19 protein-coding genes, 1 tRNA gene and 1 riboswitch are annotated in these 21957 nt (G+C 38.8%); of the genes, 12 read left to right on the forward strand and 8 right to left on the reverse strand.

Annotated features, from left to right (window positions below; translation table 11 throughout):
* The first annotated feature begins 37 nt into the window (after positions 1-37).
* The 11 genes from TEL01S_RS07350 (at position 38) to pruA (ending at position 10942) form a co-directional block, all read left to right on the forward strand.
* Positions 38-1027, forward strand: a complete 990-nt coding sequence (locus tag TEL01S_RS07350) for an ABC transporter permease (protein ID WP_012003471.1) — start codon at positions 38-40, stop codon at positions 1025-1027.
* A gap of 4 nt (positions 1028-1031) precedes the next feature.
* Positions 1032-1877 carry an ABC transporter permease gene (locus tag TEL01S_RS07355; protein WP_012003472.1) on the forward strand — a complete coding sequence of 282 codons (846 nt, stop codon included), beginning with the start codon at positions 1032-1034 and terminating at the stop codon, positions 1875-1877.
* Positions 1878-1882: 5 nt separating this feature from the next.
* Complete coding sequence (locus TEL01S_RS07360; RefSeq protein WP_144313083.1) at positions 1883-2854, forward strand: ABC transporter ATP-binding protein; 972 nt, start codon at positions 1883-1885, stop codon at positions 2852-2854.
* Positions 2851-3798: an ABC transporter ATP-binding protein gene (locus TEL01S_RS07365; protein ID WP_012003474.1), complete on the forward strand. Its 948-nt coding sequence runs from the start codon at positions 2851-2853 to the stop codon at positions 3796-3798. The genes TEL01S_RS07360 and TEL01S_RS07365 overlap by 4 nt, the downstream gene beginning before the upstream one ends.
* 14 nt (positions 3799-3812) lie before the next feature.
* On the forward strand, positions 3813-5396 hold the full coding sequence (locus TEL01S_RS07370; protein WP_012003475.1) for a glycoside hydrolase family 36 protein: 1584 nt from the start codon (positions 3813-3815) through the stop codon (positions 5394-5396).
* A gap of 5 nt (positions 5397-5401) precedes the next feature.
* On the forward strand, positions 5402-6748 hold the full coding sequence (locus TEL01S_RS07375) for a glycoside hydrolase family 1 protein (protein WP_012003476.1): 1347 nt from the start codon (positions 5402-5404) through the stop codon (positions 6746-6748).
* Between the two features lie 5 nt (positions 6749-6753).
* Positions 6754-7752 carry a LacI family DNA-binding transcriptional regulator gene (locus tag TEL01S_RS07380; protein ID WP_012003477.1) on the forward strand — a complete coding sequence of 333 codons (999 nt, stop codon included), beginning with the start codon at positions 6754-6756 and terminating at the stop codon, positions 7750-7752.
* Positions 7753-8022: 270 nt separating this feature from the next.
* Positions 8023-8100 (forward strand) — tRNA-Pro (locus TEL01S_RS07385).
* A gap of 35 nt (positions 8101-8135) precedes the next feature.
* The gene (locus tag TEL01S_RS07390; RefSeq protein ID WP_012003478.1) at positions 8136-8402 is read left to right on the forward strand and encodes a metal-sensing transcriptional repressor; all 267 of its coding nucleotides are present in this window, start codon (positions 8136-8138) and stop codon (positions 8400-8402) included.
* Positions 8403-8486: 84 nt separating this feature from the next.
* The gene (locus TEL01S_RS07395) at positions 8487-9143 is read left to right on the forward strand and encodes a class II glutamine amidotransferase (RefSeq protein WP_049753361.1); all 657 of its coding nucleotides are present in this window, start codon (positions 8487-8489) and stop codon (positions 9141-9143) included.
* A riboswitch (molybdenum cofactor riboswitch) is annotated at positions 9141-9261 on the forward strand. (Overlaps the previous gene by 3 nt.)
* 79 nt (positions 9262-9340) lie before the next feature.
* Positions 9341-10942: an L-glutamate gamma-semialdehyde dehydrogenase gene (pruA, locus tag TEL01S_RS07400; RefSeq protein WP_038051565.1), complete on the forward strand. Its 1602-nt coding sequence runs from the start codon at positions 9341-9343 to the stop codon at positions 10940-10942.
* A gap of 51 nt (positions 10943-10993) precedes the next feature.
* On the opposite strand, the gene TEL01S_RS07405 is transcribed toward pruA, so the two are convergent.
* From TEL01S_RS07405 to TEL01S_RS07440, 8 genes are all read right to left on the reverse strand, one after another.
* A complete protein-coding gene (locus TEL01S_RS07405) occupies positions 10994-11233 on the reverse strand; it encodes a hypothetical protein (protein WP_012003481.1) in 240 nt (79 codons plus the stop codon).
* A complete protein-coding gene (locus TEL01S_RS07410; protein ID WP_028843883.1) occupies positions 11230-13383 on the reverse strand; it encodes a heavy metal translocating P-type ATPase in 2154 nt (717 codons plus the stop codon). Before TEL01S_RS07410 ends, TEL01S_RS07405 begins: the two co-directional genes overlap by 4 nt.
* Before the next feature lie 326 nt (positions 13384-13709).
* On the reverse strand, positions 13710-14672 hold the full coding sequence (locus TEL01S_RS07415; RefSeq protein ID WP_012003483.1) for a TRAP transporter substrate-binding protein: 963 nt from the start codon (positions 14670-14672) through the stop codon (positions 13710-13712).
* 39 nt (positions 14673-14711) lie between these two features.
* Positions 14712-15893, reverse strand: coding sequence for a Gfo/Idh/MocA family protein (locus TEL01S_RS07420; RefSeq protein WP_028843882.1), 1182 nt, complete (start codon positions 15891-15893; stop codon positions 14712-14714).
* Positions 15894-15905: 12 nt separating this feature from the next.
* On the reverse strand, positions 15906-17003 hold the full coding sequence (locus TEL01S_RS07425) for a M24 family metallopeptidase (protein ID WP_012003485.1): 1098 nt from the start codon (positions 17001-17003) through the stop codon (positions 15906-15908).
* Complete coding sequence (locus TEL01S_RS07430; RefSeq protein ID WP_012003486.1) at positions 17000-18490, reverse strand: tripartite tricarboxylate transporter permease; 1491 nt, start codon at positions 18488-18490, stop codon at positions 17000-17002. Before TEL01S_RS07430 ends, TEL01S_RS07425 begins: the two co-directional genes overlap by 4 nt.
* 12 nt (positions 18491-18502) lie before the next feature.
* Complete coding sequence (locus TEL01S_RS07435) at positions 18503-18958, reverse strand: tripartite tricarboxylate transporter TctB family protein (RefSeq protein WP_012003487.1); 456 nt, start codon at positions 18956-18958, stop codon at positions 18503-18505.
* Positions 18959-18993: 35 nt separating this feature from the next.
* Entirely contained in the window at positions 18994-19959 is a 966-nt protein-coding gene (locus TEL01S_RS07440; protein ID WP_028843881.1) for a tripartite tricarboxylate transporter substrate binding protein, read from the reverse strand.
* A gap of 297 nt (positions 19960-20256) precedes the next feature.
* Here TEL01S_RS07440 and TEL01S_RS07445 point away from each other — a divergent pair, with 297 nt between their 5' ends.
* Positions 20257-21957, forward strand: coding sequence for an NAD(P)/FAD-dependent oxidoreductase (locus tag TEL01S_RS07445; protein ID WP_028843880.1), 1701 nt, complete (start codon positions 20257-20259; stop codon positions 21955-21957).

Consider the following 21957-nt stretch of genomic DNA (forward strand, 5'->3'; position numbering starts at 1 on the left):
CCGGAGTTCTGGGCAGGGTTTTTAAGGAGGGAATCTGTTGAGAAAATTCCTGTGTAAGAAAGTCCTCATATACATCTTGACATTCTTTTTCGCTGTAACTATAGATTGGGCTATTCCCAGATTTATGCCAGGTAATCCCATTCATTTTTTGATATCAAGATTTGCCACTTTGCCTGAATCTGCAAAGGTTCTCCAGAGTTATTTTACACAAGCTTTTGGGCTCGATAAACCTTTATTCGAACAGTATATTAATTTCTGGAAAGCATTATTAAAAGGCGATCTTGGTACAAGTATATATTTATATCCTCAACCAGTTCTGAAAGTCATTCTTCGCGCTCTTCCTTACTCTATCGGATTGCTTCTGCCAGCCATCCTGGTCAGTTTTCTCATAGGAAACAGATTTGGTGCTTTTGTTGCTCGCAAGAAAAAACTCGATAATGTTGCTTTACCAATTTTCTACACTCTGACGGCTTCGCCATATTTCTGGTTTGGCATATTGCTTGCGTGGTTATTTGGCGTAGTACTGGAGATATTTCCTATTGCAGGAGCTTACAGCTTTGCTCTCACACCATCTTTTTCCTGGAGATTCATTACAAACCTTCTTTACCATTGGGTACTGCCATTTGTCTCATTAGTACTGGTCATGCTTGGTGGATGGGCAATTGGTATGCGAAATATGATTATATATGAACTTGAAGCCAATTATTCGAGATACTTAGAGACCTTGGGAGCTTCTCAAAGATTGGTTAGACGGTATGCTTACAAAAATGCGATACTTCCTCAAATAACAGGACTTGCCACTCAATTAGGGACAGCAGTAGCTGGAACGTTAACTACTGAAATCGTTTTTTCATATCCGGGTATAGGTTATCTACTCATGCAGGGAATATTAAATCAGGATTATTTTCTCGTGCAGGGATGCTTTCTGTTCATAATACTTGGTGTTTTAATTGCCAATTTTCTGGTTGATATCTTTTACGTTGTAATTGATCCAAGAATCAGAAAATCTTACACAGGTGAGGTTTGATTCGATGACAAAAAAAGAATTCGTATATTTTTTCCTCAGAAATAAAAAAGTGATCTTTGCTATATGCACATTGAGTATTTTAAGTATACTGGCAATCTTTGGTCCAAATTTAACCCCATATGACCCGCTGGAGTTTGTGGGAGCACCATACCAGCCACCAAATAAAAATCACTGGCTCGGAACCAATACTTTCGGCCAGGATTTGTTTGCACAGATTGTTTATGGATTGAGAAATTCGCTGATTGTTGGGCTCCTCGGGGGAGGTATTGCTACAGTAATAGGTCTTTGCATTGGATTCATAGCAGGGTATAAAGGTGGATGGTTTGATGAATTTTTGATGATGCTGACTAATATTCTTATGGTAATACCAACCCTCGCATTGTTGATAATAATAGCAGCTTACCTGCCGTACAGGGGCATTTTCATACAGAGCGTGATTATTGGATTGACAGCCTGGCCATGGACTGCCAGGGCAGTGAGAGCACAGACGTTATCTTTGAAAACAAGAGAATTTGTCGATCTTGCGAGAATAACCGGCGTAGGGTCAGTGAAAATTATATTTCAAGAGATAATGCCAAATATGATGTCTTATGTTTTTATGGTCTTTATTCTCCAGTTTGGCGGCGCAATTCTTGCAGCCACAGGGCTGGATTTTATAGGGTTGGGGCCAACAAGAGGTATATCTCTTGGAATAATGATGCAGCAAGCTACATTGTGGAATGCAATCCAGTTAGGAATGTGGTGGTGGGCAATTACACCGGGAGCTCTAATCACTCTTATAGTCGCTACACTATATATCATGAATACGGGACTTGATGAAATCTTTAATCCCAAACTGAGGGAGATGTGAGAGTCGTGTCAAAGCAAATATTGCAGGTGAGAAACCTTAAAATATATTACAGCACTCTCTATGGTTATGTGAAAGCTGTCGATGATGTTTCATTTGAGGTTAATCGCGGAGAAATTCTCGGTGTTGCGGGAGAATCTGGTTGTGGAAAATCCACACTTGGCACCGGGTTGATATTTTTGAAACCCCCCATGAAATACATTTCTGGAGAAGCGTTACTTGATGGAAAAAATATTATGGGGTTGCCTGAAAAAGAGATGAGAAAGATAAGGTACGAAAAAATTTCACTGATTCCACAATATGCCATGGATGCTTTGAACCCAACAAAGAAAATCAGGCACATCATAAGGGATATCCTTAAAGAACACAGATTTACCTTTGAATCCAGAAGAGATATAATCCAGGAAAGGCTTAAAATAGTAAACCTGAATGAAAAAGTCATAGAGATGTACCCGATAGAACTATCTGGTGGCATGAAACAAAGACTTGCAATGGTAATCGCCACATTGTTAAACCCGGAAATACTTATTGCAGACGAAATAACATCTGCTCTGGATGTAAGTACACAGCGTGCAGTTTTGCAGATGCTCTATGAAATGAGAGAGAAAAAAATCATGGGTTCGCTCATTTTCATAACCCATGACCTATCTGTTTTGAAGCAAATAGCAGATCGCGTCCTTATAATGTATGCAGGAAAATTAGCAGAGTTATCACCAATAGAAGATGTTATTCGAAAACCACTTCCCCCATACGCTAAGCTGTTACTTGGTTCACTGCCAAAAATAGGTGTTAGATACTATCAAAGGAAGCTTAAGGGTATAGTTGGTTATCCTCCAAATTTACTTAATATAGATTCAGGTTGCAGATTTAAAGACAGATGTCCTATGGCCTTCAACAAATGTGAAGAAGATCCACCTGTTTTCAAAATTGATAGTAGAAAGGTTGCCTGCTGGCTCTATGAAGAAGGTGATAAAAATTGACCCTGCTTTCAGTGAAAAATCTGGTGAAAGAATTCCCATTAGACTTTTTCGGAAGGGAAAAATTGAGGGCTGTAGACAATATTTCTTTTGACATAGACGAATCGAAGATCGTTTCTCTTATTGGTGAAAGTGGTAGCGGAAAAACAACAGTTGGAAAACTCATTCTAAAACTTCTTAAACCAACATCGGGTCAGATTCTTTTCCACGGAGAGGACATTGGCAAATTTTCGAAAAATCGCAAAGAATACTATAAAAAAGTTCAGGGCATATTTCAGGATCCATATTCTTCTTTCAATCCAATCTACAAAATAGATAGGGTTTTTGAAGTGGTCTTTGACGAATTTTTTCCACATGTGAAAAACGCACAGAGAAAAGAAAAAATAGAAAAAGTACTCACTTCTGTGGGCATGAACCCGTCTCAGATTCTCGGAAAATATCCACATCAACTGAGCGGAGGGCAGCTTCAAAGAATATTGATCGCACGAACTTTATTATTGGAACTTAATATTCTCATTGCCGATGAAATAATTAGCATGCTTGATGCTTCTACGAGAATCGATATATTGAATTTACTGGCGAAAATAAAGGATAAAACAGGTATGTCTGTAATCTTCATCACACATGATCTGTCACTCGGATATTACATAAGTGACGAATCTTTTATCATGTATAGAGGAAACATTGTCGAGATGGGAGACACACAAAAAGTTTTTCACAATCCATGCCATCCATACACTAAAATGCTTCTTGAATCAATTCCAGAAATAGACAGAAAATGGGACTTTCGAGAACATATCAAAATAGAAACTATTGAAGATGAATCAACAGGATGCAAATATTTCTCCAGATGCAATGTAAGAGAACATAGATGTCAAAAACAAATACCAGAGTTGATTGAAATAGAGGAAAATCACAAAGTTATGTGCTTCAAGTTTTATGGTTGACAGGGGGGTAAAAAATGGAGATGTTCAGCAGCAGAATAAGGGAAGGTAATTTTGTACTGAATGAGAAGAATTATTCAATAAAATGGACTACTAAACAGATTGAAAATGGATGGAAAATAACAGGATTCATCAAAGGAAAACCCGGGAGAATTGAATTCTTCAAAACCTATTCTTCGAAAAAAATTTTGATAAACAACTGGCAATCATGGGGGCCATGTAAAGTGATCAATACAGACCATCTTAAGTTGCCAAGACAGATAGATGATAACTGGCAATACACTACCTCCCTGTTTCCAGATATCTTTGAGAAACAAATTCAAAGCGACTATTTCATACTCGAAGAAAATAAACTGTACGGCTTTCTCAGTTCAAGAATTGCCCACCCATTTTTCACAGTTCAGAAAAATGCTATGACAGCCTATATAGACTACTTCGATGCAGTATTTGATGAATACGTTCCTTTAGAAACATTCGTTATTCTGGAAGGTGCTGATGAATCTTTTTTATTGGAGAAATACGGTGAACTCATTGCAAAAGAAAACAATGTTTCTATTAGAAAACAAAGCATAATAGGATGGTGCAGCTGGTATCAGTATTTTTTGAATCTGACATGGCAGGAAATATTGAAAAATATAAACCTTGCCTCAAATTATCCTTTCGAGGTTTTCCAGATAGATGATGGTTATGAAAAAGATATAGGAGATTGGTTAATAGTAAAAGACGGCTTTCCTCAACTTTATCAAATGGCAGAAACTATAGCAAAAAGTGGGATGAAACCGGGCATCTGGATAGCACCGTTTTGCGTTTCAGAAAGCTCAAGCATTTCTCAAAACCATCCAGACTGGCTTGTAAAAGAGGAGGAGCGGCCGAAAGTAGCTTTCAGAAACTGGGACCATCAAATATTCTCCTTGGATCTTTCTAAAAGTGAAGTAAAAAAATGGCTTTACGAATTATTTTCAACACTGAGAAAAATGGGGTACCTCTATTTCAAAATAGATTTTCTTTTCTCAGGGGCAATTCCTGGAAAAAGGCATAATGGATCAACTCCAATACAAGTATTTAGAGAAGGACTTGAGGTTATAAGAAAAGCAGTAAAAGATGCTTTCATTCTCGGCTGTGGATCACCACTTCTACCGGCTGTTGGATTTGTGGATGGCATGAGAGTAGGTCCCGACACAACACCTTTCTGGGGGGAAAATGTACCAGATGAGGGTGCTCCAGCTGCAAAATGGTCCTTGAGAAATGCAATAACAAGGCATTTCATGCACAGAAAACTCTGGTTGAATGACCCGGATTGTCTTTTGCTCCGTAGCGAACAAACCAGCTTAACACTCAACGAAAGAGAGCTGTATGCCTACACGTGCGGTGTACTTGACAACATAATCGTAGTAAGTGATGATTTATCTCTGATTGATGATCAAAGCAAAGAAATCCTCAACAAAACTTTGAGATTAATATCCGGGAGTGCGTTTGTGAAAAACATTATGTCTACAGATGGTTATGAAATCATCTCACGTGGTACTAAATCAGGTGATGTGAAGCTCTTTGTGGATCTGGAAAAAAGAATATTTTCCCTTGAAATAAAAACAGAGAGGTGACAAAAATGTTTGGTAAAGATTTTCTTTTCGGTGTTTCTATATCCGGATTTCAATTTGAAATGGGCGATGAAAAATCCATAGATCCAAATACCGATTGGTTTGCCTGGATTCATGATGAATTGAATCAGTTAAATTACGTGGTAAGTGAAGATTGTGTTGAAAATGGAGTCAATTATTGGTCAAGATATGAAGAAATTCACAAATTATGTGAAGAATGCGGATTAAATTCAATACGAATTGGCATAGAATGGTCGAGAATTTTTCCCCGGCCAACCTTTGACACAAGAAGTGACCAACTCCAATCAATCGCTGATATGAAGGCAGTTGAGCATTACAGAGAAATCGTGACAGATGCCAGAAAAAAAGGGCTAAGAGTAATTTTAAATTTAAATCATTTTACTCTTCCCATATGGTTGCATGATCCAATTTACGTAAATCGAAACTGTGATTTCTCCAAAAATGGGTGGATTAATGATAAATCGGTGGAAGAATTTTCTAAGTATGCAGAGTTCTGTGTGAAATGTTTCGATGATCTGTGTGATATGTACAGTACAATGAATGAGCCAAACATAGTTGCGCAGCTTGGATATCTTTCAAGAAACTCTGGCTTTCCGCCATCAATAATGAGTGTGGAGTTTTACAAAAAGGCTATCGAAAACCAGATAAAAGCCCACAAATCAGCATATAACAAAATGAAGCAACTCACTGAAAAACCTGTCGGAATAATATACGCAACAATATGGTACGAAGGAGATGAATCAGCTGAGGAAGCTATGAAATTTGCCAACTGGTATTTTCTCGATGAAGCCATGAAATATTCCGATTTCTTAGGGGCAAATTATTACACCAGAGCTGTTGTGAAAAAAAGAAAACCATGCGAATTGAACGGATTAAAGATCACCTGGAAAACAGTTCGGGGATTTGGGCAAAGCTGCAAGCAAAATTCGAGATCATTTGATGGACATCTAACAACGGATAATGGATGGGAAATATATCCTGAGGGGCTTGAAAAGATTCTAATTGCATGCTGGCAAAAATACAAAAAACCAATTTATATTACTGAAAATGGCGTTGCTGATATAAAAGATATTTATAGGCCTTACTATATCGTTTCGCACCTAAGTGTAATAGAGAAACTTATTGAAAATGGGCTGGATATAAAAGGATATCTTCACTGGTCAATTACCGATAATTTTGAATGGGCATTGGGTTACAGCATGCGATTTGGACTCATTCATGTGGACTTTGCCGATGGTTCATTGACACCTCGCCCAAGCTATTTTTTGTACAGCAAAATCATTGAGAAAAATACAGCACACACATTTAAAAAACTGCTTGAAATATGGGGGTAGCATCGATGATAACAATCAAAGACGTTGCAAAATATGCAGGGGTTTCAATAGCAACCGTTTCAAGAGTAATAAATGGGAGCAACAGAGTCTCTGAAGAGGTTAGGAAAAAAGTACTGAAGGCAATACGCGAGCTTGGATACAAGCCAAAACCGCATTATAGCCTAAATGGCGAACTTCTCAGAACCATAGGTGTACTTCTTCCGGATTTGGGGGGTTATCACTATTCAGAAATTCTCAGCGGAATCGAAGAATATGCCTTTGAAAACAATTTTGACGTTATGGTTTCATTGACAAGAAATGTGCCAGACATAGAAAAGGAAATACTTGACGAGTATTTCAGGAGGAAAGTCGATGGTGTTATCGTATGCACTCTCAGGAGTGATGAAAAATTACTTGAAAAATTCGTGAATAGCGGTGTTCCTGTGGTAGCAGTAGATTCCAGAATAGATGAATTGAGGGCCGATTCAGTTAATATAGATAATTTCAGTGGGGCATATCACGTTATGAGATATCTATATGAGCATCATCACAAGAAAATTCTCTACGTGCCTGGTCCTTCAAATGTTTACGCTTCCTATGAGCGGGAAAAGGGCATAGAAAAATTTCTCTCCAAATATAGAGATGTCGAGTTTTCAAGTTGCAACATACGTGGATTCAATCCGGACACAGGTTACACAGGGGTGAAAAATAATCTGAAGAAATACGGTAAAAATTTCACCGCCATTTTTTCTGTGAACGATTATGTCGCCCTTGGGGTAATAACAGCTTTGAACGAGGCAGGGTTGAAAATACCAGAAGATGTTTCTTTAATATCCTTTGACGATGCCCCTTTTGCCTCTTACACAGTTCCTCCTCTGACAACTGTTTCTCAGCCACGCTGGCAAATGGGTCGAATTGGTGCACGCATATTGATTGAAAAATTGAGTAATCAGCTGAAAAAAATCCTTCGTACGGTAGTCCTTCCAACCCACATTGTAGAAAGAAAATCAGTTTCAACAATATGAAAATCAAAGATCTGCTTTCAAATCACTCCCTTTAACTACGGCATTGTTTGCCTTGTACTTCATGTTATGATCCAAATAAATCCAGATTTCACCAATTTGAAGCAAAGCGAAGCAAGCTGGCTTTTGACTGTGTTTTTCTTTCAGAACATTCTTTTTCAACTCAGCTTGATAGTAAAATGGTTCAGCAATCTAATCCAAAATCAATCAAGAAATGGAAAAAATAGCCTCTTGATTATATAAATGTTTGTGATAATATATATACTTGTGAGTCGGGGCGTAGCGCAGACGGCTTAGCGCGCCTGCCTTGGGAGCAGGAGGTCGCTGGTTCAAGTCCAGTCGCCCCGACCATATTTTTTTGTGTTAAAATCAATTAAGGTGATAAAATGCACAAACATCAAAATGTTATGAAAGATCTAAAAATTGCTGAAGGTCAACTCAGAGCTGTCATAAATATGATTGAGGAAGATAGATACTGCATAGATATATCCAAACAAATTCTCGCAACTATTGCCCTGCTCAAAAAAGTCAACACATCTGTTCTAAAAAATCACATAGAAACTTGTGTTAAACAAGCCGTCGAAAGCGGAAAAATTGAAGAAAAACTTGAAGAACTTGAATTGATCCTCAATTACATGGAAAAGAGTTTCTGAGATATTTACTTCAGATAGACTAAAAGACCTTATAACGAACAATTAATCAGATCATTCGTGTTTTGGTGGTATTCTTAATAACTGGTGATAGATGTGTGCAGAATGATTGGATTTTCCTTCAAGAGCGAAAGATCTATAGATGATTTTTTTGCGCACCTTCAAAATATGGCAAAAAATGGAAAATTTGCGCCACACGATCATGGATGGGGAATTTACGCCCTGAACGGTGAAAATGTTGTCTATCACAGGTCACAAAGGCCCATCTTCGATGATACCTTTCCTTCCTTGAAACTGAACGCAGGTATAATCCATGCAAGAAAGGCTTCTGAGCATCTCCCGGTGAGTATATTGCAAGTTCATCCTTTTATAGACAATTGTGGAAAGGCTTTCTGTCATAATGGAACTATATACGACATACCGTTTCATTTCATCGAAAGTGATACATATTCCTATTTTTTTAAAATTAGACAGTTTAATTCCTACGAAGAGCTTTTAGAAAAAATAGCATACGTGGCCCAAAATTTCAAACATACCGGCATGAATTTTCTAATGATGAATAAAAATGATTTGCTTGTCTATTGTGGTTACAGCACGAATGCAGATTATTACACGCTCTGGTACAACGATAAGAATGGATTTGTAGTATGCTCAGAACCAATGAACAATGATTATGTCCCGATGGAAAACAAAACGATGTTCGTGGTGAAGGATGGAAGAATAGTAAGAAAATTGAGCATATAATTTGAAAACCTCCGAGCCTGGTTTTCTAAGGGCTCATGCCTATGAATCCAGGCCGATAGGGTCAAGAGGGAAACTTCTTGGCCTCCCGTGTTTGGAAAGGAGGGATGGTTGTGTTGCTGTGCTTTAAAAAGCCCTTCTTTTTGTGTTGAAGGGCTTTTTTGTTTTGCAAAAGATTTCAAATTGTGGGAGGTGGCAAAATGAAATGGATTATTTCCAAACCAGTCAGTGAAATGAGGAACATAATTACTTACTCTGAGGGCAGTAAAGAAAGAGAACAACTTGTAAGAGAAATCAATGCTATAAAAACGCAGACAATTGATATCCCGGTTGTAATTGGTGGTGAGGAAATATTCACAGATGACGTTGTAGAAATCAGATCTCCACATGATCACAACCTTGTCCTTGCAAGAGCTCATCTGGCAGGCGAAAGAGAATTGAAAAAGGCAATAGAAGTTTCTCTCGATTCACATGAGCAATGGGCTGAGTTAGATTGGTATCACAGAGTTTCGATATTCATGAAGGCAGCAGAACTGCTGTCCGGTCCAGAAAGATTCAAAACGATAGCGGCAATCATGATGAACCATTCTAAAAATCCATTTGAAGCGGAGATAGATTTGATAGAACTCTGCGATTTTTACAGATTCAACGCTTATTATGCAAATTTTATTTACGAACAACAACCTGATCAAGAAACCGGGGAACTCAATCGTTTAGATTACAGGCCACTTGAAGGTTTTGTGTGTGCCATAACGCCCTTCAACTTTTTCTCTATAGCGGGAAATTTGCCTTCATCTCCCGCAATGATGGGAAATACAGTTATCTGGAAACCCGCAACCTCGACCATTTTCAGCAATTATTACATAGTCAGAGTTCTTGAAAAAGCTGGTTTGCCTGAGGGAATAATAAATTTTGTTCCATTCAGGAGCAAAAATGCACATATACTGTTGAAAAATTCTAATCTTGCTGGAATTCATTTCACTGGAAGTTACGAAACTTTTATCGATATATGGAAAACCGTGGGAGAAAATATTGTAAACTATAAGAATTTTCCAAAACTTGTTGGTGAAACTGGCGGAAAGGATTTCATATTTGTCCACAAAAGTGCAGAGATTGAAGAAGTTGGTACAAGCATAATAAGAGGCGCTTTCGAATCACAGGGGCAGAAATGTTCAGCTGTTTCCAGAGTATATGTTCCAGAAAGTTTCTGGCCGGATTTACGAAATTTTCTGGTAGAAAAGCTCGGCAAGATTAAATACGGCCCTGTTGACGATTTTGAGAACTTCATGGGAGCTGTGATTGATCAATCAGCTTACAAAAGGGCTGTTTTATACATAGAGTATGCCAGAGAACATCAAGATGAATACGAATTTATCTATGGAGGAAACTTTGATGATTCAAAAGGGTGGTTCATACAACCAACGGTCATAAAGACCAGTAATCCTCGTGGAAAGCTCATGGTTGAAGAAATATTTGCACCAATAGTTACTGTATATGTTTATTCCGATGATGATTATGAAGAAACATTAAAATTATGCGAAAATAGTACACCTTTTGGCCTAACTGGTGCCATTTTTTCAAAAGATAGATACGCCATAGCTCTCGCTGAAAAAATACTGCGATATGCTGCAGGAAATTTCTACATAAATGATAAGCCCACAGGTGCAATAGTGTCTCGCCAACCTTTTGGTGGTGCGAGAGCTTCAGGAACAAATGACAAAGCTGGTTCATGGATAAATTTGCTGAGATGGATCACACCACGAACAATAAAAGAAAATCTCAAGCAAATCAAAATGCCGTGAAATTTAATTCTGTGGGTTGCTTCAGGCTGAGCAACCCACAGAATTTCAAATTCATATTTTTTCCTTGAACTTTTCTTCAATACTTTCGATTAAATTCAGTTGATCGACGATTTGGTTGAGTTTTTCAAGTACCAATTGAAGATTTTTACCTTTATCTTTGCACGCATCTTCGAGAGTAGACATTTTGCTGCAACATGTGTCGAAACCCATCTTGCTCAAAGCTTCCCCAAGATCTGAGTGCATCTCAATAATCTGTTTCAGAGCCATCTGTCCAGTTATTTTTTCTATCATATTTCTACCCCCTTACTTATCCTCAACGAGTTCAGGGTTACCGTTATGGAACTCAAGGCCATGGCAATCTCAGCGATTACCGGGTGTAAAAGCCCTGCCATAGCACTCGGTATAGCTATAACGTTGTAAAAAAATGCCCAGAAAAGATTTTGTTTTATGATTTTGAAAGTTCTTTTGGATATCTCTATCGTATCAACTATCTTGGATATACCACCTTTTGTGATGATCACATCTGCACTGTCAATTGCCAAATCAGTTCCGCTACCTACAGCAATTCCAACATCTGCACCTTTCAAAGCACCGGCATCGTTCATACCATCGCCAATCATAACAACCTTTAATCCCTTAGCCTGATATCTTCTTACTATATCAAGCTTGTCCTGAGGTTTAACATTAGAATAAACTTCGTCTATACCAACTTTATTCGCCACTGCTTTTGCCGTTGTCTCATTATCTCCCGTTATCATTACCGGCTTTATTCCCATATTCCTGAGCCTGCTCACTGCTTCCTTTGAATCATTTCTTATGGTGTCTTCTATAGCAAGAAATCCTGCGACATCACCATTTTTTCTCACTTCAACCACTGTTTTTCCTTCTTTGTAAAAAGAATCATACACATCTGGATTTACCGGTTTTCCCACGAAGTACTCATCTTCACCAACCTTTGCCTTAATTCCTTCGCCAACTATCTCATCGATATCTTTTACCTCAAAAAAATCCTTGACCGTAGAAGATATTGCTCTGGCAAGTGGATGATTGGAGTTTTTTTCTATGCTCGCGACTATTTTCAAAGTGGTTTCATCAAGATTGTGTTGTACCACTGCTGGCTTTCCCTCAGTAAGAGTACCTGTTTTATCCATCAATACCACTTTCACATCTTTAGAAGTTTGAATAGCCTCAGCATTTTTTATCAAGAGACCTTTTTTTGCAGCAAGTCCTGTTCCAGTAACAAGAGCCATCGGGGTTGCCAGTCCAAGAGCACATGGACAGGCTATAACTATCGTTGCAACAAAGACGAAAATTGCAAAATTGACAGGTTCTGTCGTGCTCATAACCCATGGAAAAATTTCATTCATTTTGTCAAGAAAGGGTACAAACTTTTCAAAATTGAAATACCACACAATAGAAGCTATAACTGCCAGCGATATTATTGTTGGGACAAACCACATGGTAATTCTGTCTGCGAGCGCTTGAATAGGTATTTTTGAACCCTGAGCCTGCTGAACCAGATTTATCATCTGTGACAAAAAACTATCCTCGCCGACTCTGGTTACCTTTATTCTGAGAGGACCAGTCAAATTCAGAGAACCACCTATCACTTCGTCATCCTCTTTTTTGTGAACTGGTATTGATTCTCCAGTTATGACCGATTCATCAACTGAAGATTTTCCCCAAATTACAACACCGTCAACGGGTATTCTTTCAGATGGAAGAACCGATACGATTAAACCTTCTTTCACTGCTTCTAAGGGCACAGTGATCTCACCTTTTTCTGTTATAACACGCGCTTCTTTTGCCTGAAGTTTCAAAAGTGATTTGATCTCTTTGCTTGCCCGATCCCTCAGGTGGGATTCTATAAACCTTCCGGTTATATGGAAGGCTACAATCATCGCACCTATGGCGCCAAATGACATGACTGGCAGGCCAAAAGCTTCGAGAACAGAGGTAATCCATGATACAACAGAGCCGAAGAATATAAGCGTATCCATATTGGTGTGTTTATGAGTAAGGGCAATCCATGCACCTTTTATAGTATCCTTTGCAACATAGAAAACAACAAAGCCTCCCATAAAAATTTCGAGCCAGACAAAGTAGTTTACAGGACTTATGAACATGTTGTACAACATTATCAGAGCAAGTGGAAGAGTTACAAGCCATGCAAATATCAGATTTCTTTTAGCAGCTATGTACCTTTTCTTTTCTATTTTCTCTGGGGGCTGAGTTGATATACCATAACCAACTTGTTCAACGGCGGTCTTTATCATTTCAATAGGGATTTCTTTTTCAGCGACGATAAAACCTGTTGAAGTAGCCAGATTAACTGCCGCAAATTCCACACCTTCAATTTTGCCGAGGGCTTTTTCAACGGCCTTTGCACATGTTGCACATGTCATACCGGTCACCGTGAAAGTCTTCTTTATTTTCTCCACAGTATCACCTCACGTTTCACGCTCCCCACCTGGGGTGGGTAATACAATTATAGCACCTTTCACGAAAGAAGATATATTTTATTTGACGAAGATTCTGCAATTCATCTCCATCTTCTGTAAGGATGAATAGCAGTTGATAAATATCTGGTTCGGTATACAAGATGACAAGAAATCAGCAGGGCAGGAACAGTCCGAATTCACGCCTGTAGAGATTGGCCCCCTACTACCAGTAATACAGCCCCAGTAGCAAGTCTAATCGATGAAACAGGAAGTCACCACACCCACAGGTGGAGGTAATTCACAAAAGGGTTGCCAGGCGGCAACCCTTACTGGGCGAGGACTTCTGCCCAGGTCGTTACAGGCCAGGTGGTCTTGAATAATTCTTCAATCGCAGGTTCTGCCATTTCTCTAATTTTCTGGAGGACATCTTCATTGAGAACAATTACTTTCATACCAAGTTTTTGCAGTTCAGCAATAATGTTATTTTCATTGTCTTTTATCTTTTCCGTTGCCCAGTTACAAACTTCAGCCATTATTGCCTTAATTAGTTCCTGATCTTCCGCTGATAATTTTTCGAAAGTAGGCCTGTACATCGTTATCCAACCAACTCCACAGAGATGATTCGTCAGTGTCAAATAAGATTGAACTTCATAGAGTTTAAAAGAATATATCTGGGTCAAATCGCCCTCTGATGCCTCTGCTCTACCTTCTTTTAGTGCCTGATAAAGTTCCGGAAGTGGAACGGGTACCGGCTCCACTCCAAGAGATTGCCATACTTTTATCCAGGTTTGTACAACAGGCAATCTAAGCTTAATGCCTATCAGGTCTTCTACTTTTTGAATGGGTTTGTTGGAAGTAAATTGCCTGTACCCACGATAAATAGTTCCTATGCAAACCATGTTCCCTTTCTCAGAAATCATAGCTTTTGCCTTTTCACCAAGAGGTCCATTCCAGACCCTTAAAAAATGTTCATAATCTTTGATGATAAAAGGTGCATTGACGAAGAAATATTCCGGTGCAAATACTTCCACTGGTCGACCGCCCGTGAATTGCATGTCGACTATTCCTTGCGAACACTGAACATTTGCTTCCTCCTCAGAAACAATGCCTATCTGCAATTCAACAGCGATACGACCATTAGTAAGAGCCTCGATCTTTTCTTTGAACATTTCCATGGCATCTGCCAGAATATGACCTTTCTGGAAAGGTGTGGTAGCCTTAATGAAAACCTGTGAACCAAAAACTGCCATAGTTGAGACAAGCAAAACAACTAAAACAAACTTTCTCATCTTCACACCCCCTCCTATCCGTTTAGAGAATTTCCTTCATTAGCCCAGTTCAACTTTTTTGCCGGATTCTGCAGATAAATATGCAGCATAGATGATCTGAACCGTCTGTTTTGCAAGTTCATAATCGCTGGCAGGTTTTTTATCTTCAATTATTGATAAAGCAAAATCTCTCATCTCCTGTGGAAATCCTCTCGTCCAGAATTCATCAAAAGATGGAAAACTATACCCAGATTTGGTTTCAAGTTTCTCTGCTATGTACTCTTCTTTCCATACATTTTCCCGGGGTGCAAAAGCTATCATTGAGTTGTTAGGTGTTATATTTGCAGTTATCATTGCATTCGACCCATAGAGTTCGATTCTATTTTTTATTCCCCCAAGGCTAACATCTGTCGAAAAAACAGTTGCTTTTGAGCCATCTTCGAAATCAATTATCACGATTGACCAATCTTCGACATCCTCCCAGCCTCTTACTACGTAGCAATCCTTACCTTCTAAGGCTGACATTTTTGTCAGAAATCCAGTTTGTGCTGTTACAGCAACTGGTTTTATGGAGACTCCATCACGCACGATTCCTTCAAAAGCTTTCAAATGCAACACAGCAGCCACAGGATGAGAGCCGAGCCGCATCAAGCTCCCCCCACCAGAGGTTCTCCATTCTCTTGAATAACTTGCTTGAGAACCTGAATGACTGCACTCGGCCCTCAATTCAAAGACAACCCCGCTAGAAGTCCTTAGCAGTTTTTTCATTTTCTGAACAGCAGGTGCGTAAACCCAGTTTTCTGCATACATGAACTTTATTCCTGCACTGACGATTTTTTGCTCCAAAAACCCAACTTTTTCCATAACTTTCCTGTACATCTCTGTTTTCGAAATCTCTGTTCCTACTCTTTCGACATCTGGTTTATCCTCACCATGATAACCAAGCAGCGGTTTCTCACAAATAACATGCTTTTTGCATTCACAGGCTTTCAAGGTAATCAGATCGTGCAGATTTGTGGGTGCACATATATCAACAACATCAATTTGATCACTCTCGCACAATTGCTCGAAATTATTGAAAATAACAGGAATATCGTAATTTCTGGCGAATCTCTCAGCATTTTCCTTTTTTGAAGCGCAGACACCAACTACCTCGAAATATGGATAATTTTCTTTGAAAGCATCCATATGTATCTTTGCTATAAACCCGGCTCCGACAATACCAACTCTTATTTTGCTCACGTGAATACCTCCCTACATCACAAAAATATCAGGTCTGACAAATCTGACATTGCCGATTCCTATTTCGAGTTTTGGAAAAATAAATGGTTTAGTTATCATAATTGGTCCAGATTCTGTAACTATAAAACCGTCTTCGGATTTTGTGCCGCTTATTGTAGGGTTCCAGCAAAAGGCTTGATTTCGCCTTATAATTTCGTCACATGCTGGAGTCACTCTTATATCACGTGCGTAATATCCCATTGGCCCACCTTGATGATGAAATTTCCATTCTTCATGATATCCGCGTCTTTTATACTCTTCTATAGCAGCAAGAACAGGGACATTCATTTTTTCTCCTGCTCTGGTTTTATCAATCATTATGCATTCAATTTCCACATTATTTCTGTACTGTGTAACCACATCTGCCGGGACTTTTCCAAAATAAACCATACGCGTAACTGTGGTTATCAAGCCTTTGTATCTGGCATTCACAGACACCATTACAGATCTTTCAATTTTTTTCAATGTGGGAATGGGATGTCTGTACAAGCGAGCTCTTTCATCTGCCGCAACCATAAATCCAGTAGGATCTATTCTGTACTGCCAGAGTTGTTCACTTATTTTTCCTGCTACACTCGCTTCACTATCACCTGGTTTCACGAAAAGTAGAACGCTTTCAAGCGATCTGGAAAGTATCTCTCCAAGATACATATAACGTTCTATTTCAGACTCTGTCAGTTCATACCTCAATTTGTTTATCTCATTTTCAACGTAATTCAGATCAGATACAGGAACATCGCAACCAACTTTACCATCAACAATTTTTTTCACAATCTCAAGCTCTTTATTTTCAAACCAGTCATAATCGATTATCTCGAAATTGAGCTCCCCTAACTCTTCATCTTTCATTCTTTCAGACTCTATCTTATTTGCCAGGATATAGCAGCTCTCTCGGGTAATCAACACAGAAGCAACCCCAATTTCCGTAGCTATACCAACCATATTCAACCCTCCGCCGGTGATCCATGAAAAATTCGGTTGTTTTTTTAAAAGGACTGCCGAGAGCCCATGTTTGTCTAAAAAATTCCTAACCCTCGAAAGTTTTATTCTTACCTCTTCAATTCTTGTCATCGGTTAACCTCCCTTTTTGTAGCCCTGTAAGAGTTGAGTAAAGACAGGGCAACAGACGCAAATGCAAAGATAAGAAGCGTAAGAGAAATAGGACGTTTAAAAATAATCAACCAATCATTTTTTGATGTTAAAAGAGCCCTGTTTAGGTTCTGCTCTGCTTGTGGTCCGAGAATCAAGCCTAAAACAAGTGGAGGTAATGGGAATCTGGCTTTTCTCATCAGATATCCTATGACACCAAAAGCAAGTGCAACCATAACATCATAGATATTATTTCGCAGTGAAAAAGATCCAACGATGCATAAAACCATAACTATGGGCATAAGAATCTCATCCGGAACTTTCAATATATTTGGTGCCACCAGAACTGAAGCAAAACCAACTATCAGCATTAAAAATTGAATAATAAACCATCCTGCAAAAAGCGTATAAACGATGTCTGGATGTTCTGTAAACAAAAGCGGCCCAGGACGAACGCCTATCAGAATCAACGCACCAAGCATTACAGCTGTAACAGCATCACCTGGAATTCCTAACGATAGAGCCGGAACCATAGCTCCACCAGTAACAGCGTTGTTTGTGGTTTCGCAGACAGCCACACCTTCCAAAGCACCTTGACCAAATTTTTCTTTATTTTTGGACCACCTTCTTAACTCATTGTATGCAAGGAAAGTTGCTATTGTTCCCCCAGTCCCCGGTATCACGCCGATAAAAGTACCTATCACAATCCCGAACATTATAGGAATTAAAATAGATTTGAACTCATCTTTTGTCAGCAAAAGCCCACTTACTGTTTTTGTTGTCTGCTCTATTTTTTGTTTTCTCTCTATGCGACCGAAAATCTCCGATACAGCAAAAACACCTATCAGTACTGGAAGAAATTCGAAACCATTTTCAAAGGCACTTATGCCAAATGTGAGCCGCTCTGTTCCTCTTATATTGTCGATGCCAATTACAGATAGTAATAAGCCTATCAAACCAGAAATGATGCCTTTCACCAGATTTCTACCTGATACGCTTGCTATTATAGTCAGGCCAAAAATAGCAAGAGAAAAATATTCTGCAGGTCCAAATTTCAAGGCAATCTTTGCAAGAAACGGAGCAAGAAAAATCATGCAAAGACCACTTGCAAGACCTCCACATACAGAACCTATTAACGCTGCACTGATAGCTTTTCCTGCTTTGCCTTTTTGGGCAAGTGGATATCCGTCCAGCGCCGTTGCTGCCGCGGAAGGTGTACCGGGTGTTCTAAGCAAAATAGCAGATATCGACCCTCCAAACATTGATGAACAATACATTCCAACAAGCATCAAAAGAGCCAATTTTGGTTCGAGATAATAGGTGAACGGTAAAAGTAAGATTATTCCCATTGAAGAAGTTACTCCGGGCAAAGCCCCAACAATTAAACCTCCAACAACTCCAAGTAGCATCAACATAACTGAAGAAGGCTGTAAAGCAGTTTTAATTCCATCTATCCAGTAACCCAGCATTTTATACACCTCTCATAACGAAAAACGCGGAAGTGGAATTTTGAAAACCTGAGAAAAAACATAATAGACTGAGATAGTAACAACAATACTTAAAACGATATTCAACCATAAATTTTTCATACCAAACAAATACGCACATGAAAAGATTAAGAACGGGGTGAGGTAGAGAAATCCTATTTTATCCATCAACAAAATATATGCAAAGAGCATGACGACCAAGCAAATAAGTTTCAAGAAAACCGATGTGTCACTTTTTTTCTTTGTTTCATCATTCTTCACTAACAAGCCTTTTATCAACAATACAACCCCAAGAATCATCATAGATACCGTTATCAATCTTGGAAAATCTGCCGGGCTCAAACCGAGCTTTACGGGTTTAATACCTATCGTGCCAAGGAAAAAAACTAATCCTAAGATCGACACAATCAGACCAGAAAGAAAATCGTTTTTGCGAGAAGTCACAAGCATCCTCCTCGATATCCCCCCGCCGAAGCGGGAGGAGGTTACTTTCCATATTTTTCTCCAAGTTTCTTGTTTTTCATAAGATTTTCCCAGAATTGATTTTGCCGTCTCACAAAATTGAAAAATTCCACGGAATTCATATAGGATATAACACTACCAAGTTCTTTCGCTTTTGAAAGAAATTCAGGATCATTGATACATTTATAGAAAATATCGTGTAAAGTCTCAACTATTTCTGATGGTGTTCCTTTTGGAGCAGCTACGCCACGCCACATTCCAAGTCTGAAATCGTATCCTAACTCAACCGATGTTGGAACATCTGGAAAGACGGAAAGTCTTGATGCACCGAGAACAGCCAGTACTCTCAACTGCCCACTCTGAACATTGCTAACACCCTCTGGAGCTGCTGCCATTACAGCATCCACATGACCACCAACTAATGCTGTGATAGCCGGCGCACCGCCATTAAATGGCACATGAATAAACTGGATCCCCACAAAATCTTCAAATGCAACTGCTACAAGGTGATTCCCACCACCGGCACCACCATTCCCCATTGTGATTGTCTCAGGATTGTTCTTTGCTGCCTCAATTAAATCGCTTAAAGTTTTGTATGGAGAATCTGCTTTAACCAGAATATAGCTGGGGTCATTGACAATGTTTATAACAGGTACAAAGTCATCAACAGTGAATTTAACATCGCTCCAGTGAATTTTTGTGATAATAGGAGTGGCAAGTGAAAACAGTGTATAACCATCAGGTTTTGCCTTTAGAAATTCCATCACCCCTGTAACGGCACCTGCACCCGGAATATTGTTAATAACAAGAGGTTGTCCATTTGCATATTTTGGAAAAACAGAGGCCACTGCTCTAAAAAGTACATCAGTAGCTCCTCCGGCCGACCATGGAACTATAATTTGCACAGGCCTTGAAGGAAAAGTTTCAGCAAAAGCTACAAGAGTTATCAACATGATGGTAACCAGAGCTAACAGACACCTGAATTTCATATGAAACACCTCCCTATGATATGTGATGTAAAATAATATTTTTACTAATGCTTAATATTACCTATCCTGTAAAAGAATTTTATCTCACTTTATGTTTCTATTTGGTAATTAATATTATTTTAAAGTTACATAATAGACATTGATATATTACATTGAGATTTTTTGTAACATAATATATGCATATCTTTCCTTCCTGTAAGGCTTATTTACGCGACTTTTGATTCTTGAATGTTACAGCTTGACAAAAAGACAACAATAAGTTAAGATCAGGATGTACGGACAACCGTATGACAGGGGGTGGTTAAGATCATCAACCTTGAAAAAACTCTCAAACGAAGGATTTCAAAAAGCATTGAAGTATATGAAAAAGACGGCTCAATAGTCCTTGAAGGCATTGTTGACAATTGGGAAAAGGTAGTCAGTGCTGGAAAAATTGCATCGCGTTTTGCAGAAAAAGGTGTAGTTAATCTGATAGAATGCAGAGGCCTTCAAAAAGACAATCCATCAAAACCTGATATAAAGGACCACAAACTTGAAAATAAAAAAATCGATGTTTTGATCATCGGAGCTGGAATTATAGGCTGTACAATAGCAAGAGAGCTATCAAGATACAAAATAAGTACACTCGTAGTTGAAAAAGAAAGTGACATAGCGATGCATCAAAGCTCAAGAAATGCAGGTATGGCTCACCCGCCAATTGCTCCCAGACCAGGTTCAAAGAAAGCTCTGTACAATCAACGTGGTTTGAAAATGTTACCTGAACTTTCTAAACAACTTGATTTTCCATTCGAAGAAAATGGCATGGCAATTTTGTTCAAACACTGGATTTACTTTGTTGCCGCCGGGCTCATCCATTCTCGGGCCAGAAAAAACGGGATTGAATCAATTCAATTTTTTTCAAAAGCAAGATTGAAATCGATTGAGCATAGAATAACCGACGACTTTGCATGGGCTTGCTTTTTCAAAAGTGCTGGAATTGTCGATCCTTTTAAGATGACCCTTGCTTTTGCTGAAAATGCTATTCAAAATGGCGTGGAATTTTCTTTCCAGACCTTTGTTGAGTCAATGGAACTTAATCAACAAAAAATTGTTTCTGTCCAGACTAATAGAGGAAGAATCTTTCCTCGCGTAGTTGTTAATGCAGCCGGGCTCTGGGCTGATTATATTGCTGAACTTGCTAATGATAGATTTTTCACCATACATCCAAGAAAAGGAGAAATGGCAATAATAGACAGAAAAAAACAAAATCTTGTAAAATTGACTGTTTCTATGCCACACATAACTCAAGCAAAATCAGTTACAAAAGGTGGGGGGTTAATTCCAACTGTTCATGGAAATTTACTACTTGGTCCTACTGCAAAAGAAGTCCCTTTCAAAGAAGATTACAGTACAGATGAAGATAGCCTCAATGAACTGATTAAAAGGCACGCAAAACTTGTTGAAGGTCTTGGTTTAAAAGATGTCATAACATACTTTGCCGGTACAAGGGCAGCAACTTACAAAGAGGATTTCATAGTTGAAAAGTCAGAAAAGGTGAAAAACTTAGTTCATGCTGCTGGAATACAATCCCCGGGCTTAACAAGTGCCCCGGCAATTGCACAGGATATTGCCAAAATGTGTATAGAAATTCTCTCAAATGAGATCAAAGTTCTGCCAAACACCGAATTTATACCTGCCAGAAAGAGTGAACCTTTATTCAAAGATCTGCCACTTGAAGAAAAACAGAAACTCATTAAAAAAGAGCCAGATTATGGCGTTGTTGTATGTAGATGTGAAGAAGTGACAAAAGCAGAGATCATAAAAGCCGTGAATTCACCCTTACCAGCAACCACCCTCGATGGCATAAAATGGAGAACGCGCTGTGGTATGGGAAGGTGTCAAGGAGGTTTTTGCACCCCATATGTTTTACAGACACTTCAGCAAAAGATAGATGTACTGAATCTGACAAAAAAAGGTGGCTCTTCATATATAGTGGTTTCTAAAACAAGGAGTGATTGA

This window comes from Pseudothermotoga elfii DSM 9442 = NBRC 107921 (assembly GCF_000504085.1).
In the GTDB taxonomy this organism is placed as follows: Bacteria; Thermotogota; Thermotogae; order Thermotogales; family DSM-5069; genus Pseudothermotoga_B; species Pseudothermotoga_B elfii.